10 protein-coding genes are annotated in these 13,298 nt (G+C 65.6%); 4 read left to right on the top strand and 6 right to left on the bottom strand.

What is annotated here, in order from left to right; translation table 11 throughout:
* Positions 1-82 precede the first annotated feature (82 nt).
* The 4 genes from WFK61_RS21020 to WFK61_RS21005 form a co-directional block, all read right to left on the bottom strand.
* Positions 83-1,120: an ABC transporter substrate-binding protein gene (locus WFK61_RS21020; protein WP_442896346.1), complete on the bottom strand. Its 1,038-nt coding sequence runs from the start codon at positions 1,118-1,120 to the stop codon at positions 83-85.
* A gap of 91 nt (positions 1,121-1,211) precedes the next feature.
* Entirely contained in the window at positions 1,212-1,994 is a 783-nt protein-coding gene (locus WFK61_RS21015; protein ID WP_336814023.1) for an inositol monophosphatase family protein, read from the bottom strand.
* Positions 1,994-3,004, bottom strand: a complete 1,011-nt coding sequence (iolG, locus tag WFK61_RS21010; protein ID WP_336814022.1) for an inositol 2-dehydrogenase — start codon at positions 3,002-3,004, stop codon at positions 1,994-1,996. The genes WFK61_RS21015 and iolG overlap by 1 nt, the downstream gene beginning before the upstream one ends.
* Before the next feature lie 61 nt (positions 3,005-3,065).
* Entirely contained in the window at positions 3,066-3,866 is an 801-nt protein-coding gene (locus WFK61_RS21005) for an SDR family oxidoreductase (RefSeq protein ID WP_336814021.1), read from the bottom strand.
* Between the two features lie 452 nt (positions 3,867-4,318).
* Here WFK61_RS21005 and WFK61_RS21000 point away from each other — a divergent pair, with 452 nt between their 5' ends.
* The 4 genes from WFK61_RS21000 (at position 4,319) to WFK61_RS20985 (ending at position 10,253) form a co-directional block, all read left to right on the top strand.
* Positions 4,319-6,106, top strand: a complete 1,788-nt coding sequence (locus WFK61_RS21000; RefSeq protein ID WP_336814020.1) for a peptide ABC transporter substrate-binding protein — start codon at positions 4,319-4,321, stop codon at positions 6,104-6,106.
* Between the two features lie 145 nt (positions 6,107-6,251).
* A complete protein-coding gene (locus WFK61_RS20995; RefSeq protein ID WP_336814019.1) occupies positions 6,252-7,211 on the top strand; it encodes an ABC transporter permease in 960 nt (319 codons plus the stop codon).
* Positions 7,177-8,118 (top strand): ABC transporter permease, encoded by a 942-nt coding sequence (locus WFK61_RS20990; protein WP_336814018.1) that lies wholly within the window; start codon positions 7,177-7,179, stop codon positions 8,116-8,118. Before WFK61_RS20995 ends, WFK61_RS20990 begins: the two co-directional genes overlap by 35 nt.
* A gap of 284 nt (positions 8,119-8,402) precedes the next feature.
* The gene (locus WFK61_RS20985) at positions 8,403-10,253 is read left to right on the top strand and encodes an ABC transporter ATP-binding protein (RefSeq protein ID WP_336814017.1); all 1,851 of its coding nucleotides are present in this window, start codon (positions 8,403-8,405) and stop codon (positions 10,251-10,253) included.
* Between the two features lie 93 nt (positions 10,254-10,346).
* Here WFK61_RS20985 and WFK61_RS20980 read toward each other — a convergent pair whose 3' ends face one another.
* Entirely contained in the window at positions 10,347-10,844 is a 498-nt protein-coding gene (locus tag WFK61_RS20980; RefSeq protein WP_336814016.1) for a hypothetical protein, read from the bottom strand.
* Between the two features lie 131 nt (positions 10,845-10,975).
* Positions 10,976-13,015, bottom strand: coding sequence for an NAD(+) synthase (locus WFK61_RS20975; protein ID WP_336814015.1), 2,040 nt, complete (start codon positions 13,013-13,015; stop codon positions 10,976-10,978).
* Between the last annotated feature and the right edge of the window lie 283 nt (positions 13,016-13,298).

Raw genomic sequence — 13,298 nt, 5'->3', positions numbered from 1 at the left:
CGTCGCGCTCTACGATGGATCCCGGATCTCCGCTACGCTGCGTCCGGGATGACGGCGGTGGTTCAGGAGTAATTGCCGATTTTTACTTCGGCAGCGCCTTGACTTCCTTGTCCCACTTGGCGAGCAGGCGGGTGCGCTCGGCCGAGGAGCCGTATTTCACGAAGTCGTAGTTGATCAGCTTCATCTGATCCATCTTCGGCGACTGCGCCGGCACCGGCGAGGCCTTGTTCGACGGGACCTGATAGGACTTCGCGGGGGCGGCGAGCGCCTGCGCGGCCGGAGTCAGCGCCCAGTCGTAGAACTTCTTGGCGTTCTCCAGATTGCGCGCGCCCTTGACGATCGACATCGAGCCGATCTCGTAGCCCGTGCCCTCGCAGGGCGCGACCGGCTTGATCGGGTCGCCCTGCACGGCGAAGACAACCGCGTCATGGATGAACACGATGCCGACGGCGGTCTCGCCGAGGCTCGCGGCCTTGGCCGGGGCGGCGCCCGACTTGGTGTACTGGCTGACGTTCTTGTGGAGCTGCTTCAGATACTCGAAGCCCTTGTCCTCGCCCATCAGCTGGATGACCGTCGCCAGCAGGTTATAGGCCGTGCCCGAGGAGTTGGGATCGGCGACCTGGACGTCGTCCTTCAGCTTGGCATTGAGCAGGTCGGCCCAGCATTTCGGCTCGGGGATGCCCTTGGACTTGATCTGCTCGGTATTGAAGCCGAAGCCGAGCGCGCCGGCATAGATGCCGACCGAACGCTGCTTGGCCGCCTTCCACTGGTCGAGCGCCCAGCCGTGCAATTCCTTGTTCTTCGGCGATTCATATTCGAGGGTGAGCCCCTCCTCCGCCGCCTGCAGATGCGGATCGCCGGTGCCGCCCCACCAGACGTCGCCGCGCGGATTGGAGGATTCGGCCTTGAGCTGGGCATAGATCTCGCCCGCCGACTTGCGGGTCATCGCGACCTTGATGCCGGTCTCCTTCTCGAAGGCCGTCGACATGGCGCGGCACCATTCTTCCTGGACGCCGCAATACATGACGAGCGAGCCTTGCGCCCGGGCCGGAGTGGCGGCGAGAGCCGCAGTGGCGAGCACGGCGAAGAGCCCCGCCTTGAGCCATGATTTCGTCTGCATGTGAACCTCCCTGTTCGGATCTTTCGTTTCTTGTCGCTTGAGACGAAGCTGAGATGAATTTTGTCGAAAGATCAATGAAATATGGTGCTGGCTAAACGATTCCGGTGATCTCCCGCAAAGGTGCGGCGAGTGCCGGCGTGCAGCACAGGATCGGGTTGCCCTTCGCGATCCCTTCGCCGGCGAAGAAGTCGTTGATCTGCGCGCCCGCCTCGCTGGCGATGACGATGCCGGCAGCGACGTCCCAGGCATTGATATGCAATTCGGCATAGGCGTCGCTCGAGCCATTGGCGACATGACAGAGGCCGAGCGTGCCCGAGCCGCCGCGCTTCATGGCGGCGCCAGCGGCATAGTTGCGCTCGATCACCTTCACATAGTTCTGCGCGGGAATGCGGGTCGACCAGCCGAGTTCGACCGAAGCGCGGCCGATATCGGTCGTATCGGACACCTTGATCGGATCGCCGTTCAGGGTCGCGCCGGCGCCGCGCCGCGCGGCATAGACCTCGCCCAAGGCCGGCGCCGCCACGACGCCGATCTCGGGCTTGCGGTTCGCGAGGAAGCCGATGGAAATGCACCAGTTGCGATCACCATGGGCGAAATTCGCGGTGCCGTCGATCGGATCGAGAATCCAGACCGCGTCCGACGCCTGACCACCGCCCTCCTCGCCGATGACGGTGTCATGCGGGAAGAGTTCGGAAAGCCGGCGGCGCAGGAAATCCTCGACCTTGCCGTCGGCGACGGTCAGCCAGTCCTGCGCGCCCTTCATGGTGATGCCGAGGGACTCGCGCTTGTTGAAATAGCCCAGCGCCAGATGGCTCGCCTCGCTGGCCAGGCCAAGCGCCGCACAATAGCGCAGGTCGCGCTCGGCCGGCGTCATCACTTCGTCTCCAGATCGACGCGCACGGGCTTGCCCGTCTGCGCGGATTCGGTCGCGGCATCGGCGAGGATCTGTGCCTTCAAGCCGTCGAGCCCGGTCGGCGAAGCCGCAGCCTTGCCGTTGCAGGCGGCGATGAAGGCGTCGAGCTCGGCGCGATAGGCCGCGGCATAGCGCTCCAGGAAGAAGTTCTGCACGGGGTCGGCCCGGAAGCCCTGCCCCGTCGCGATCTCCACCGTGGTCTCATGGATATTGCCGGCGCGCAGCATGCCCTTGGAGCCATGGACCTCGATGCGCTGGTCATAGCCATAGGTGGCGCGGCGCGAATTCGAGATCTGGGCGATCCGGCCCGAAGCCGTCTTCATGATCACGGCGGCAGTATCGACATCGCCGGCTTCGCCGATCGCCTTGTCGACGAGGGCCGAACCGAGCGCGAAGACCTCGACCGGCTCCTCGGCCAGGAGGAAGCGCGCCATGTCGAAATCATGGATCATCATGTCGCGGAAGAGCCCGCCCGAGCGCTTGACGTAATCGACCGGCGGCGGCGAGGGGTCGCGGGAGATCACCGTGACGATCTCGATCGCGCCCGCCTCGCCTGCACGCAGGCGCTTCTCCAGCGCGGCGAAATTCGGATCGAAGCGGCGGTTGAAGCCGATCATCAATGGCTTGCCGGACTTCTCGACCGTCGCGAGGCAGCGGCGAATGCGGGCGGCGTCGAGATCGACCGGCTTCTCGCAGAACACGGCCTTGCCGGCGGAAACCGCCTGCTCGATCAGATCGGCATGGGTGTCGGTCGGCGTGCAGATCAGCACGGCATCGATGGCAGCATCGGCGAGGATCGCCTCGGTGGTCGTAGCCTTGGCGCCTGCAGCGGCGGCGAGCGAGGCGGCAGCCTCCGGCATCGCGTCGGTGACGGCGACCAGCTCGGCATCGCCGCGCGCGGCGACGTTCAGCCCGTGGATGCGCCCGATGCGGCCGGCGCCCAGCAATCCGATCTTCATGGCCTTCGTCATTCCCGTGGTCGCGTCTCGTCAGGCAGTCTTGCGGCGCTGGCGCCGCGGTGGAAATCCGGCGCTAGTCGTGCGCGCCCAGGATGGTCTGGTCGAAATCGATATTGGAGCCGGTCATCAGCCCCGATTCGGCCGAGGCGAGATAGGCGACGGCCTTGGCGACCTCGCGCGGATCGATCAGGCGACCGAAGGGCTGCGAGGCGTTGGCCTCATCCAGCCAGCCGTCCTTGGCGTCATGGCGCAGCTTCATGATCGCATCCTCGCCCGGCGTCGCCATCCAGCCGATATTGAGCCCGTTGACGCGGATGCGGTGCTTCAGCAGGCCATAGGCCGCATTCCTCGTCAGCGCGGCGAGCGCGGCCTTCGAGACGCTGTAGGCGGAGAGGAAGGGCTGGCCGCCATGGGCCGACATGGACTGGATGTTGACGACGGCGCCCGGAATATCCTGCCGGCGCATCAGGTCGGCGGCATCCTGAATCAGGAAGAAGGGCGCGCGCAGATTGACCGCCATGATGCGCTCGTAAAGCGCGGGCGAAGTATCGAAGATGGTGCCGCGATCGGTGTCGCCGGCCGCGTTCACGAGAATGTCGAGATGCCCGAAAGCCTGCTCGGCTGCCGGCACCACCTGCCTGACGGCCTCGAGATCGGCGAGATCGACCTGATGGAAGCGCGCATCGCAGCCGGCCTTCCGCAGGCTCTCGGCCACAGCCTCGCCACGCTGCGCATTGCGCCCGGTCAGGAGAAGGCCACGGGCGCCGCGATCAGCGAATTCGCGGGCGATCGCCTCGCCCAGACCCTGGCTGCCGCCGGTGACGATGGCAACCTTGCCGTGGAGATCACGGCTGAACGAACCGGCTTGCGACAAAGACCCGCCTCCCGAAGCGAATGGCAGGAATTTTTTAGATCTCCCGCTAGTTGGAATAAACATTCCATTTCTGGCACGGGTGAGTCAAGACGAGCCGACAGGCGCTCCACCGGCGCCGCCAGGGCATTCCCACAAGGACGACGCCAGGTCGCTCACGGGGATAGGTCGGAAAGATGACGGCCCCGCGCGCGGCTGCCGCGGCGATATCGTTCTCAACGAAAAGAAAGCTGTCGTCTTCAGGGCGATCTCGGCATAAAATTGTGATCGCGACTTAAAAATGGGCATATTCATGCAACAATGCCCGTTTTGGGAAACCCTGCATCGCAGCAAACGCGCATCGGCCCTGCGCTGCACAGTTGACGCTTTCGTTGGCACATGCCTTGCTGGGCCCATCAACGAGAACACGGCGCGAAGGCGCCGGGGATCAATTTTGCTTTAAGGTGGAGGCTTTGATGATTGAGCAGGAAATCCGCGGCCTTGTCGCGGATGTGAAGGAAGGCACGCTGTCGCGTCGCTCCTTCATGCAGAGAATGGCGGCCGTCGGCATTGCCGCGCCGCTGGCAACCCAGATCCTGATCTGGAACGATGTCGCGATGGCGAATGCCACGCTGCAATACAAGCCGACCAAGGCCGGCGGCGGCGGGCCGCTCAAGATCCTGCTCTGGCAGGCTCCGACCCTGCTGAACCCGCATTTCGCTTCGGGCACCAAGGACCAGATCGCGTCGCGTATCTTCTACGAGCCGCTCGCCGGCTGGGACAAGGAAGGCAACCTCATCCCCTGCCTCGCGGCCGAGGTTCCCAGCAAGGCCAATGGCGGTCTCTCCGCCGACGGCCTGAGCGTCACCTGGAAGCTGAAGCAGAACGTGAAGTGGCATGACGGCAAGCCGCTGACCGCCGACGACGTCGTCTTCACCTGGGAATACGCCAAGGACCCGGCGACCGCCGCCTACACCACCGGCTCCTACAAGGACATCAAGGTCGAGAAGGTCGACGCCCACACCGTCAAGGTGATCTTCCAGCAGCCGACGCCGTTCTGGGCCGACCCCTTCGTCGGCACCGTCGGCCAGATCCTGCCGAAGCACCGGTTCGGCGACTATGTCGGCGCCAAGTCCCGCGAAGCCCCGGACAACCTGAAGCCCGTCGGCACCGGCCCCTACAAGTTCGTCGACTTCAAGCCGGGTGACGTCCTCACCGGCGAGCGCTTCGCCGACTACCACATCAAGAACCAGCCGCATTTCGACACGATCGAGGTCAAGGGCGGTGGTGACGCGGTCTCGGCGGCGCGCGCCGTCCTGCAGACCGGCGAATACGACTATGCCTGGAACCTGCAGGTCGAGGACGAAGTCCTGAAGCGCATGGAGACCGGCGGTCGCGGCAAGATCAGCGCCGTGGCTTCGGGCGATATCGAGTTCATCATCCTGAACACGACCGATCCGTGGACCGAGGTCGACGGCGAGCGCTCCAGCACCAAGACCAAGCACCCGTCCCTGTCGGACCCCAAGGTCCGCGAGGCAATCAACCTGCTGATCGACCGCGACTCGATCCAGAAGTTCATCTATGGCCGTGGCGGCACCGCGACCGCGAGCTTCGTGAACGAGCCCAAGCAGTTCAAGTCGGCCAAGCTCAAGTACGAGTTCAACATCGACAAGGCCAACAAGATCCTTGACGACGCCGGCTGGAAGAAGGGCTCCGACGGCATCCGCGAGAAGGACGGCAAGAAGCTCAAATACGTCTACCAGACCTCGATCAACGCTCCGCGCCAGAAGACCCAGGCCATCATCAAGCAGGCCGCCCAGCGCGCCGGCATCGATCTTGAGCTGAAGTCGGTGACGGCCTCGGTGTTCTTCTCGTCGGACGTCGCCAATCCCGACACGTACACCAAGCTCTATGTCGACATGGAGATGTACACGACCACGCAGCCGCAGCCCGATCCGGAGCGCTTCCTCAACCAGTTCGTCTCCTGGGAGATCGCCAACAAGGAGAACAAGTGGCTGGGCCGCAACGTCTCGCGCTACTCGGACCCGGCTGCCGACGAGGCCTACAAGGCCGCTCAGAAGGAGCTCGACCCGGTCAAGCGCGCTGCGCTGCTGATCAAGGTCAACGAGGTCTTCTGCGAGGCCAACGTCATCCTGCCGATCCTGTCGCGCACCCGTGTCGCGGCGTCGCTGAACAACCTCTCGCACGATCACTCGGGCTGGGACGTCGACAGCTGGAACATCGCGGCCTGGTATCGTAGCTAAGCCCGATCGTCCGTCACCGCGGCTCGCGCCACGGTGACGGAAGACAAACGTGCCGGCCCGCCCCCGCGGCTTCCTCAGCCACAGGGGCGGGCCGGCCGTCATCAACTCCAGTTCGCGGCCCGGCCGTGCGTACAGAGACTATTTCATGGCGACATATCTCATCAGGCGGTTATTGATCGCCATTCCAAGTCTACTCGGCATCAGCGTGATCCTGTTCACGATCCTGGCCCTGGCGCCGGGTGATCCGTTCTCGGAAATGGCGACCAATCCGAACGTGCCGCCTGAAGTGCGCGAGGCACTGCGCGCCAGCTTCGGCCTGAACGATCCGGTCATGGTGCGCTACCTGCGCTGGCTGTCGAACATGGCGCGGGGCGACTGGGGCTTCTCCTTCGCCAGCCGCATCAATGTCGACGACCTGATCCTGCAGCGCCTGCCCACGACGCTGTTCGTCGTCGGCTCGTCGCAGATCCTGGCGCTGTGCGTCGCACTGCCGGTCGGCATCTACGCGGCGACCCGGCCCTATTCGGTCTTCGACCAGATCGCCAACACGCTCGCCTTCGTCGGCTTCTCCCTGCCGACCTTCTTCACCGGCCTGCTCTTCATCCTGGTCTTCTCGGTCACGCTGGACTGGTTCCCCTTCGTCTACCGCTCCGACATCGCCGCCACCGGCTGGCGCTGGTACTGGGAGATGTTCCGGCAGGCGATCATGCCGATCACCGTGCTCGGCCTGTTCCAGGCGGCCTCCTATACGCGCTATGTCCGCTCGGCCGTGCTCGACGTCATCCGACTCGACTACGTCACCACGGCACGTGCCAAGGGCCTGAGCGAGAAGCGGGTCACGCTGCGCCACATCACGCGCAACGCGCTGATCCCGGTCGTGACGCTGGTCGCGCTGCAGATGCCGGCCGTGTTCGGCGGCGCTCTCGTCACCGAGCAGATCTTTCGCGTCCCCGGCATCGGATCGCTCCTGATCGACGCGATCCTGGCCAACGACACGCCGGTGATCATGGCCGTGACGTTCGTCTTCTCGTGCCTGGTCGTTCTCTTCAACCTCATCGCGGATGTTCTTTATGGCTGGCTCGACCCTCGCATCTCCTTCAGCTGATCCGGCTGCGGGCGCTGCCGTGAGCCAGGTTTCGGTCTCGCCCGGGCGTGAGACCTGGCGCCGCTTCCGCCGTCACCGCCTGGCCATGGCGAGCACCTTCGTGCTCGGCCTGCTGGTGCTGGGCGTCATCGTCGGCCCCTGGCTGTGGCCGGTGGCGATCAACGACATCGACTTCTCGGCGCAGCTCCAGGGCCCGTCCTGGTCGCATCCGCTGGGAACCGACGACCTCGGCCAGGATATCCTGGCGCGCATGATGTATGGCGGGCGCATCTCGCTCGCCGTCGGTCTCGCGGCGATGGTGGTGGCGACGATCGTCGGCGTCCTCATCGGCGCGCTGGCGGGCATGTCGCGCAAATATGCCGACCCGATCCTGATGTGGGTGACGGACCTGTTCCTGTCGCTGCCGCAGCTGCCGCTGCTGCTGCTCATCATCTACCTGTTCCGCGAGCAGCTGAAGGCGGTCTTCGGCGTCGAGGGCGGCGTCTTCGTGCTGATCGTCATCGTCATCGGCGGCCTGCGCTGGATGCCGGTGGCGCGCCTGGTGCGCGCGCAGTTCCTGTCGCTGCGCGAGAAGGAGTTCGTCGAGGCCGCCCGTGCCCAGGGCGCGACCAAGATGCGCCAGATGTTCCGGCACATCCTGCCGAACGCGCTGGGCCCCGTCATCGTCGCCTCGACGATCGAGGTGTCCTCGGCGATCATCGCCGAATCGACGCTCTCCTTCCTCGGCCTCGGCTTCCCGCCGGACATCCCGACCTGGGGTCGCCTGCTGTTCGACGCCAAGGACCAACTCGACACCGCGCCGCACTGGGCCCTGTTCCCGGGCGCCGCGATCTTCCTGACTGTGCTTTCGATCAACTTCATCGGCGACGGCTTGCGCGATGCGCTCGACCCGCGTCGCGTCATCTAGGGTCTGTCCTCATGATGGACGTTGTTTTGACGCGAGGCATTTTGGTCGGCGGGCAGGAGCGTGGCCGCAGCAAACCGTCCGGTTTGCAAGGCCGCGCGACGCACCGGCCGCCCAAAAGGCCCGCGCCCCTGCGGGGGCGGGCGAAAACGGCCGATAGCCGCGTCGGTCCTTTGCCCGATGCCCATGGCATCGGGCTGCAGGCTCCTCCTTGCTCTCGGCCGTTTTGGCCCGATCAGAACATCGCCCATCATGAGTACAGACCCTAATCCAGGGAAGGACTAGCCATGACCTCACCGATCCTGACCGTCTCGAACCTCACGACCTCCTTCCGGGTCGAAGGCCAGTGGAAGTCGGTCGTCCGCAACATCTCGTTCGATATCAAGCCGAAGGAGACCCTCGCGGTCGTCGGCGAATCCGGCTCCGGCAAGAGCGTGACCGCGCTGTCGATCATGCGCCTGACCCCGCCCGGCTCGAGCAAGATCGAGGGCTCGATCAAGCTCAACGGCAAGGAACTCCTGACCTTGCCGGATGCGGATATGCGCCATATCCGCGGCAACGAGATCGCGATGATCTTCCAGGAGCCGATGACCTCGCTCAACCCGGTGCTGACCATCGGCTTCCAGATCGCGGAAGCCCTGATCCTGCATCGCGGCCTGTCGCGCTCGGAGGCTGAGGCCGAGACGGTCCGCCTGCTGGAGAAGGTCCGCATCCCAGCGGCGAAGTCGCGCTTCCACGAATACCCGCACCGCTTCTCGGGCGGCATGCGCCAGCGCGTGATGATCGCGATGGCGCTGGCCTGCAAGCCGAAGCTCCTGATCGCCGACGAGCCGACCACCGCGCTCGACGTGACCATCCAGGCGCAGACGCTGGAGCTGATCAAGACGCTGCAGGAGGAGGAAGGCATGTCCGTCCTCTTCATCACCCACGACATGGGCGTCGTCGCCGAAATCGCCGACCGCACGGTCGTGATGTACAATGGCGACGAGGTCGAGACCGGCGCGACCGAGGACATCTTCGCCAGCCCGAAGAAGCCCTATACCAAGGCGCTGATCTCGGCCGTGCCGCGGCTCGGCTCGATGATCGGCAAGGGGCGCCCGATGCGCTTCCCGGTCGTCGACCGCAATACCGGCGAGTCCGACGTGCCGACCGAGGTGCCGGACACCGTCAAGGCGGCCGAGCGTCCTGTGCTCGAGGTTGCCGGCCTGACGACCCGCTTCGAGATACGCGGCGGCCTGCTCTCCTCGGTCAAGGGCCGGGTGCACGCGGTCGAGAACGTCTCGTTCAGCCTGAAGGCCGGCGAGACCCTGGCGTTGGTCGGCGAGTCCGGCTGCGGCAAGTCAACGACCGGCCGCTCGGTGATGCGCCTGATCGAGCCGCTCTCGGGCTCGGTGCTGCTCGACGGCGTCGACGTGCTGAAGCTCAGCCAGACGGAGCTCCGCGAGCAGCGCAAGCGGATGCAGATGATCTTCCAGGATCCGTTCGCCTCGCTGAACCCGCGCATGAACGTGGGCACGGCCGTCGCCGAGCCGCTGCTGATCAACAACCTCGCCACGCGCAACGAAGCGCGCGACAAGGTCGCCGATCTCTTGAAGCGCGTCGGCCTGCAGCCTGAGATGGCCAACCGCTTCCCGCACGAGTTCTCGGGCGGCCAGCGCCAGCGCATCTGCATCGCGCGTGCGCTTGCGGTCGAGCCGCGCCTGATCGTGGCGGACGAGGCGGTCTCCGCGCTCGACGTCTCGGTGAAGGCGCAGGTGGTCAACCTGATGCTCGACCTGCAGGCCCGCATGGGGCTGGGCTATCTCTTCATCTCGCACGACATGGCGGTGGTGGAGCGCGTCAGCCATCGCGTCGCGGTGATGTATCTCGGCGAGATCGTCGAGATCGGCCCGCGCGAGGCGATCTTCCAGAACCCGCAGCACCCCTACACCAAGCGCCTGCTCGCGGCGGTGCCGATCGCCGATCCGGCCCGGCGCCTGCAGAAGCGCCCGGTCTCGAACGACGAGATCAAGAGCCCCGTCCGCCCGGCCGATTACGTGCCGCCGGTGCGCCAGTATCGCGAGGTCTCGCCGGGCCATGCCGTGATGATCTGGGGCGAGGAATGGGAGAAGAAGGACCCGGCCGCGATCGCAGCCTGAGCCTGCTTACCCTCGAAACAATCAACCCGCGGCTCGCGCCGCGGGTTTTTTGTTGGGCTGCTGGAGTGGTCGATATGGGGTGTTCAGTGCCGTTCAGACTGCAGCCTTCGAGCTTTCGTGCTGCTGCGAAAACAGAATTCCGCAGCGCCGCTGCAGCTCACGGGAAAAGGCCGGCATGTCCCGGCCGCTGATGCCGTATCGAATGCGATGATCGGGAGAACGCTGCTGAGAAGCGGACGCTTCGAAGACCCGGGCGAAGCAGCCACCGCTGGCGCCGTAGATGCCGCGTTGCGCCGCTAGGCCCAGGCCGACGCGATAGGAAACGCTGCCGGCCCCATTCGCCTGGGCCGGGTTTCGCGCCACCCGCTCTTGCCGCTCCACCCGCTCGACGCGCCTTTGCCGCGCTGCGCAGGCGTTGATTTCGTCGGAGAGACGGTCGCTCCAATGGCAATATCCGTTGACGGACCGAATCCCGAACAGCATCTGGGCGCATCTGCAATGCGCCCCGCGCTCGACCGGTCGCGGATAGGGCTGCGCGACAGCAGACGTTGCGGTCATGACAAATAGCGCGGCGATCGCGGTCTTAAGCATGGAAGCCCCCCAGCATCTTTGCTCGATGCGATTGTGGGGCGACCTCCCGGCAAGTCAACTCGACGAAGGAAGGGGCCGGGTTTGAGGTCCACTATGGCCGACAGCTGACCCGACGACCCAGGCTTCTTCCCTCAGTCCGGAATCCGCTCCCAGTCCTTCAGCCACGGCGCCGCCGAGGCATCGCTCGGCGCGCGCCAGTCGCCGCGCGGCGAGAGCGAGCCGCCCGAGGAGACCTTCGGGCCGTTCGGCACGGCCGAACGCTTGAACTGGCTGGTTTCGAAGAAACGGCGGATGAAGACGCCGAGCCAGCGCTTGATCACCGGCAGATCATAGGCGACGCGTTTGCCCGCCTCCATGTTCGGCGGCCAGTCCCCTGCCCCGGCATCGCGCCAGGCATGCTCGGAGAGGAAGGCGATCTTGCTCGGGCGGAAGCCGTAGCGCGTGGTGTAGAACAGATTGAAATCCTGCAGCGCATAGGGGCCGACGAAATCCTCGGTCTTCTGCGCGGGCTTGTCGCCGTCGCCCGGCACCAGCTCGGGCGAGATCTCGGTCGCGAGGATGTCGAGCATCACGTCCGAAGCTTCCGCGCCGAAGCGACCGGACTGGGCAACCCAGCGGATCAGGTGCTGGATCAATGTCTTCGGCACCGAGCCGTTGACGTTGTAATGCGACATGTGATCGCCGACGCCATAGGTGCACCAGCCGAGCGCCAGCTCCGAGAGGTCGCCGGTGCCCATCACCAGGGCATTGTGCCGGTTCGCGAGGCGGAAGAGCACGGAGGTGCGCGCGCCGGCCTGCACGTTCTCGAAGGTGATGTCGTAGACGGGCTCGCCCCTGGCAAAGGGATGGCCGATATCGACGAGCATCTGCCGGCAGGCCGGCGTCATGTCGATCTCCTCGGCGCTGACGCCGAGCGCGCGCATCAGCCGCCAGGCATTGTCCTTGGTGTCCTTGCTCGTCGCGAAGGCCGGCAGCGTATAGGCGAGGATGTTCTCGCGCGGCAGGCCCAGCGCATCGAAGGTATGGGCCGCAACGATCAGCGCCTGCGTCGAATCGAGGCCGCCGGAGACGCCGATCACGACCTTGTCGAGCCGCGTGCTCTCCAGCCGCTTGCGCAGGCCATGCGACTGGATGTTGTAGGCCTCGAAGCAGAGCTCGTTCAGCCTCGCGTCGTCGTTCGGCACGAACGGGAAGCGCTCGACCTCGCGGGCAAGGCCGAGATCGCTCTCGCGGTCCGGCTCGACCGCGAAGGCGATGCGACGGAAACCGAGCCGGTCGCGGTTGAGATCGGCGCTGTCGCCGAAGGTGTTCTGGCGGATGCGGTCCATCGCCAGCCGTTCGAGATCGATATCGGCGAGGATGAGCTGCGGCTCGGCGGCGAAGCGCTCCGCCTCGACCAGAAGCGCGCCGTTCTCGTAGATCATCGCCTGCCCGTCCCAGGCGAGATCGGTGGTCGATTCGCCCGTGCCTGCGGCGGAATAGGCGTAGGCCGCGATGCAGCGGCCGGAATGCGCCTTGCAGAGCGCATGGCGCCAGTCCGACTTGCCGATGGTGACGTTGGAGGCGGAGAGGTTGAGCAATAGCGTCGCCCCGGCCAGCGCGGCATAGGAGGACGGCGGGATCGGCGTCCAGACGTCCTCGCAGATCTCCATATGGACGACGAAATCCGGGATATCGCTCGCCGTCAGCAGGATGTCGGTGCCGAACGGCACCTCCTGCCCGCAGAGGTCGATGTAGAGGGCGCTGGCCCGCTCGCCCGAGGCGAACTGACGGCGCTCATAGAACTCGCGGTAGTTCGGCAGATAGGTCTTCGGGACGGCGGCCAGAATGCGCCCGCGATGGATCGCAACGGCGCAATTGAACAGCCGCCCCTCGACGCGCAAGGGCGCACCGACCACCGCGACGCAGCGCAGGCTGCGGCTTTCCTGGACGAGCAGGGCCAGCGCATCGTTCACCGCATCGAGCAAGGCGTTCTGCTGCAGCAGGTCATCGATCGCATAGGCGCTGATGCCGAGTTCCGGGAACAGGCAGAGCGAGGCGCCGCCCTCCTCCGCGCGCCGCAGCATGGCGATGGTCTCGGCCAGATTGAAAGCGGGATCGGCGACCTTGAGCCGCGGCGCGGCGCAGGCGATGCGGACCAGACCGTGAGCGTGGATGTTGCGGAACGTCATGGAAACCCCGTCAGCAGGCGAAAGCCCGCCGGCGCAGCTTATCGCTCATCCCGGCGCCGGGCAGCAAGTTGTCTCGTGCGAACCGCGTGTTCGAGCGGGAAACCCGGCCGCCGCCACAAGCTCGCATGAAGCCGCCGCTCGCCCCGCGTCCGTGGAATACGTCGCAACCTGATGGCAACATCGACCGGATGCCGTTTCGCCCTTGTTCGCGAGCCGCAGCGCAGGTTGACATCGTTTTGGCCGGGCGGCAAAGCCTCCCGTCACATAGCTTCCGCGCCCCATG

It is taken from the genome of Allobosea sp. MMO-172 (assembly GCF_037147855.1).
In the GTDB taxonomy this organism is placed as follows: Bacteria; Pseudomonadota; Alphaproteobacteria; order Rhizobiales; family Beijerinckiaceae; genus Allobosea.
Note: the sequence above shows the minus strand (reverse complement) of the source record. Positions and strands in the feature narration are given on the sequence as shown.

What these genes read in the sequence shown, in the direction of transcription:
- WFK61_RS21020 (WP_442896346.1), bottom strand. Translation starts at nt 1,120, where the DNA reads ATGCAGACGAAATCATGGCTCAAGGCGGGGCTCTTCGCCGTGCTCGCC.
- WFK61_RS21015 (WP_336814023.1), bottom strand. Translation starts at nt 1,994, where the DNA reads ATGACGCCGGCCGAGCGCGACCTGCGCTATTGTGCGGCGCTTGGCCTG.
- iolG (WP_336814022.1), bottom strand. Translation starts at nt 3,004, where the DNA reads ATGACGAAGGCCATGAAGATCGGATTGCTGGGCGCCGGCCGCATCGGG.
- WFK61_RS21000 (WP_336814020.1), top strand. Translation starts at nt 4,319, where the DNA reads ATGATTGAGCAGGAAATCCGCGGCCTTGTCGCGGATGTGAAGGAAGGC.
- WFK61_RS20995 (WP_336814019.1), top strand. Translation starts at nt 6,252, where the DNA reads ATGGCGACATATCTCATCAGGCGGTTATTGATCGCCATTCCAAGTCTA.
- WFK61_RS20990 (WP_336814018.1), top strand. Translation starts at nt 7,177, where the DNA reads ATGGCTGGCTCGACCCTCGCATCTCCTTCAGCTGATCCGGCTGCGGGC.
- WFK61_RS20985 (WP_336814017.1), top strand. Translation starts at nt 8,403, where the DNA reads ATGACCTCACCGATCCTGACCGTCTCGAACCTCACGACCTCCTTCCGG.
- WFK61_RS20980 (WP_336814016.1), bottom strand. Translation starts at nt 10,844, where the DNA reads ATGCTTAAGACCGCGATCGCCGCGCTATTTGTCATGACCGCAACGTCT.
- WFK61_RS20975 (WP_336814015.1), bottom strand. Translation starts at nt 13,015, where the DNA reads ATGACGTTCCGCAACATCCACGCTCACGGTCTGGTCCGCATCGCCTGC.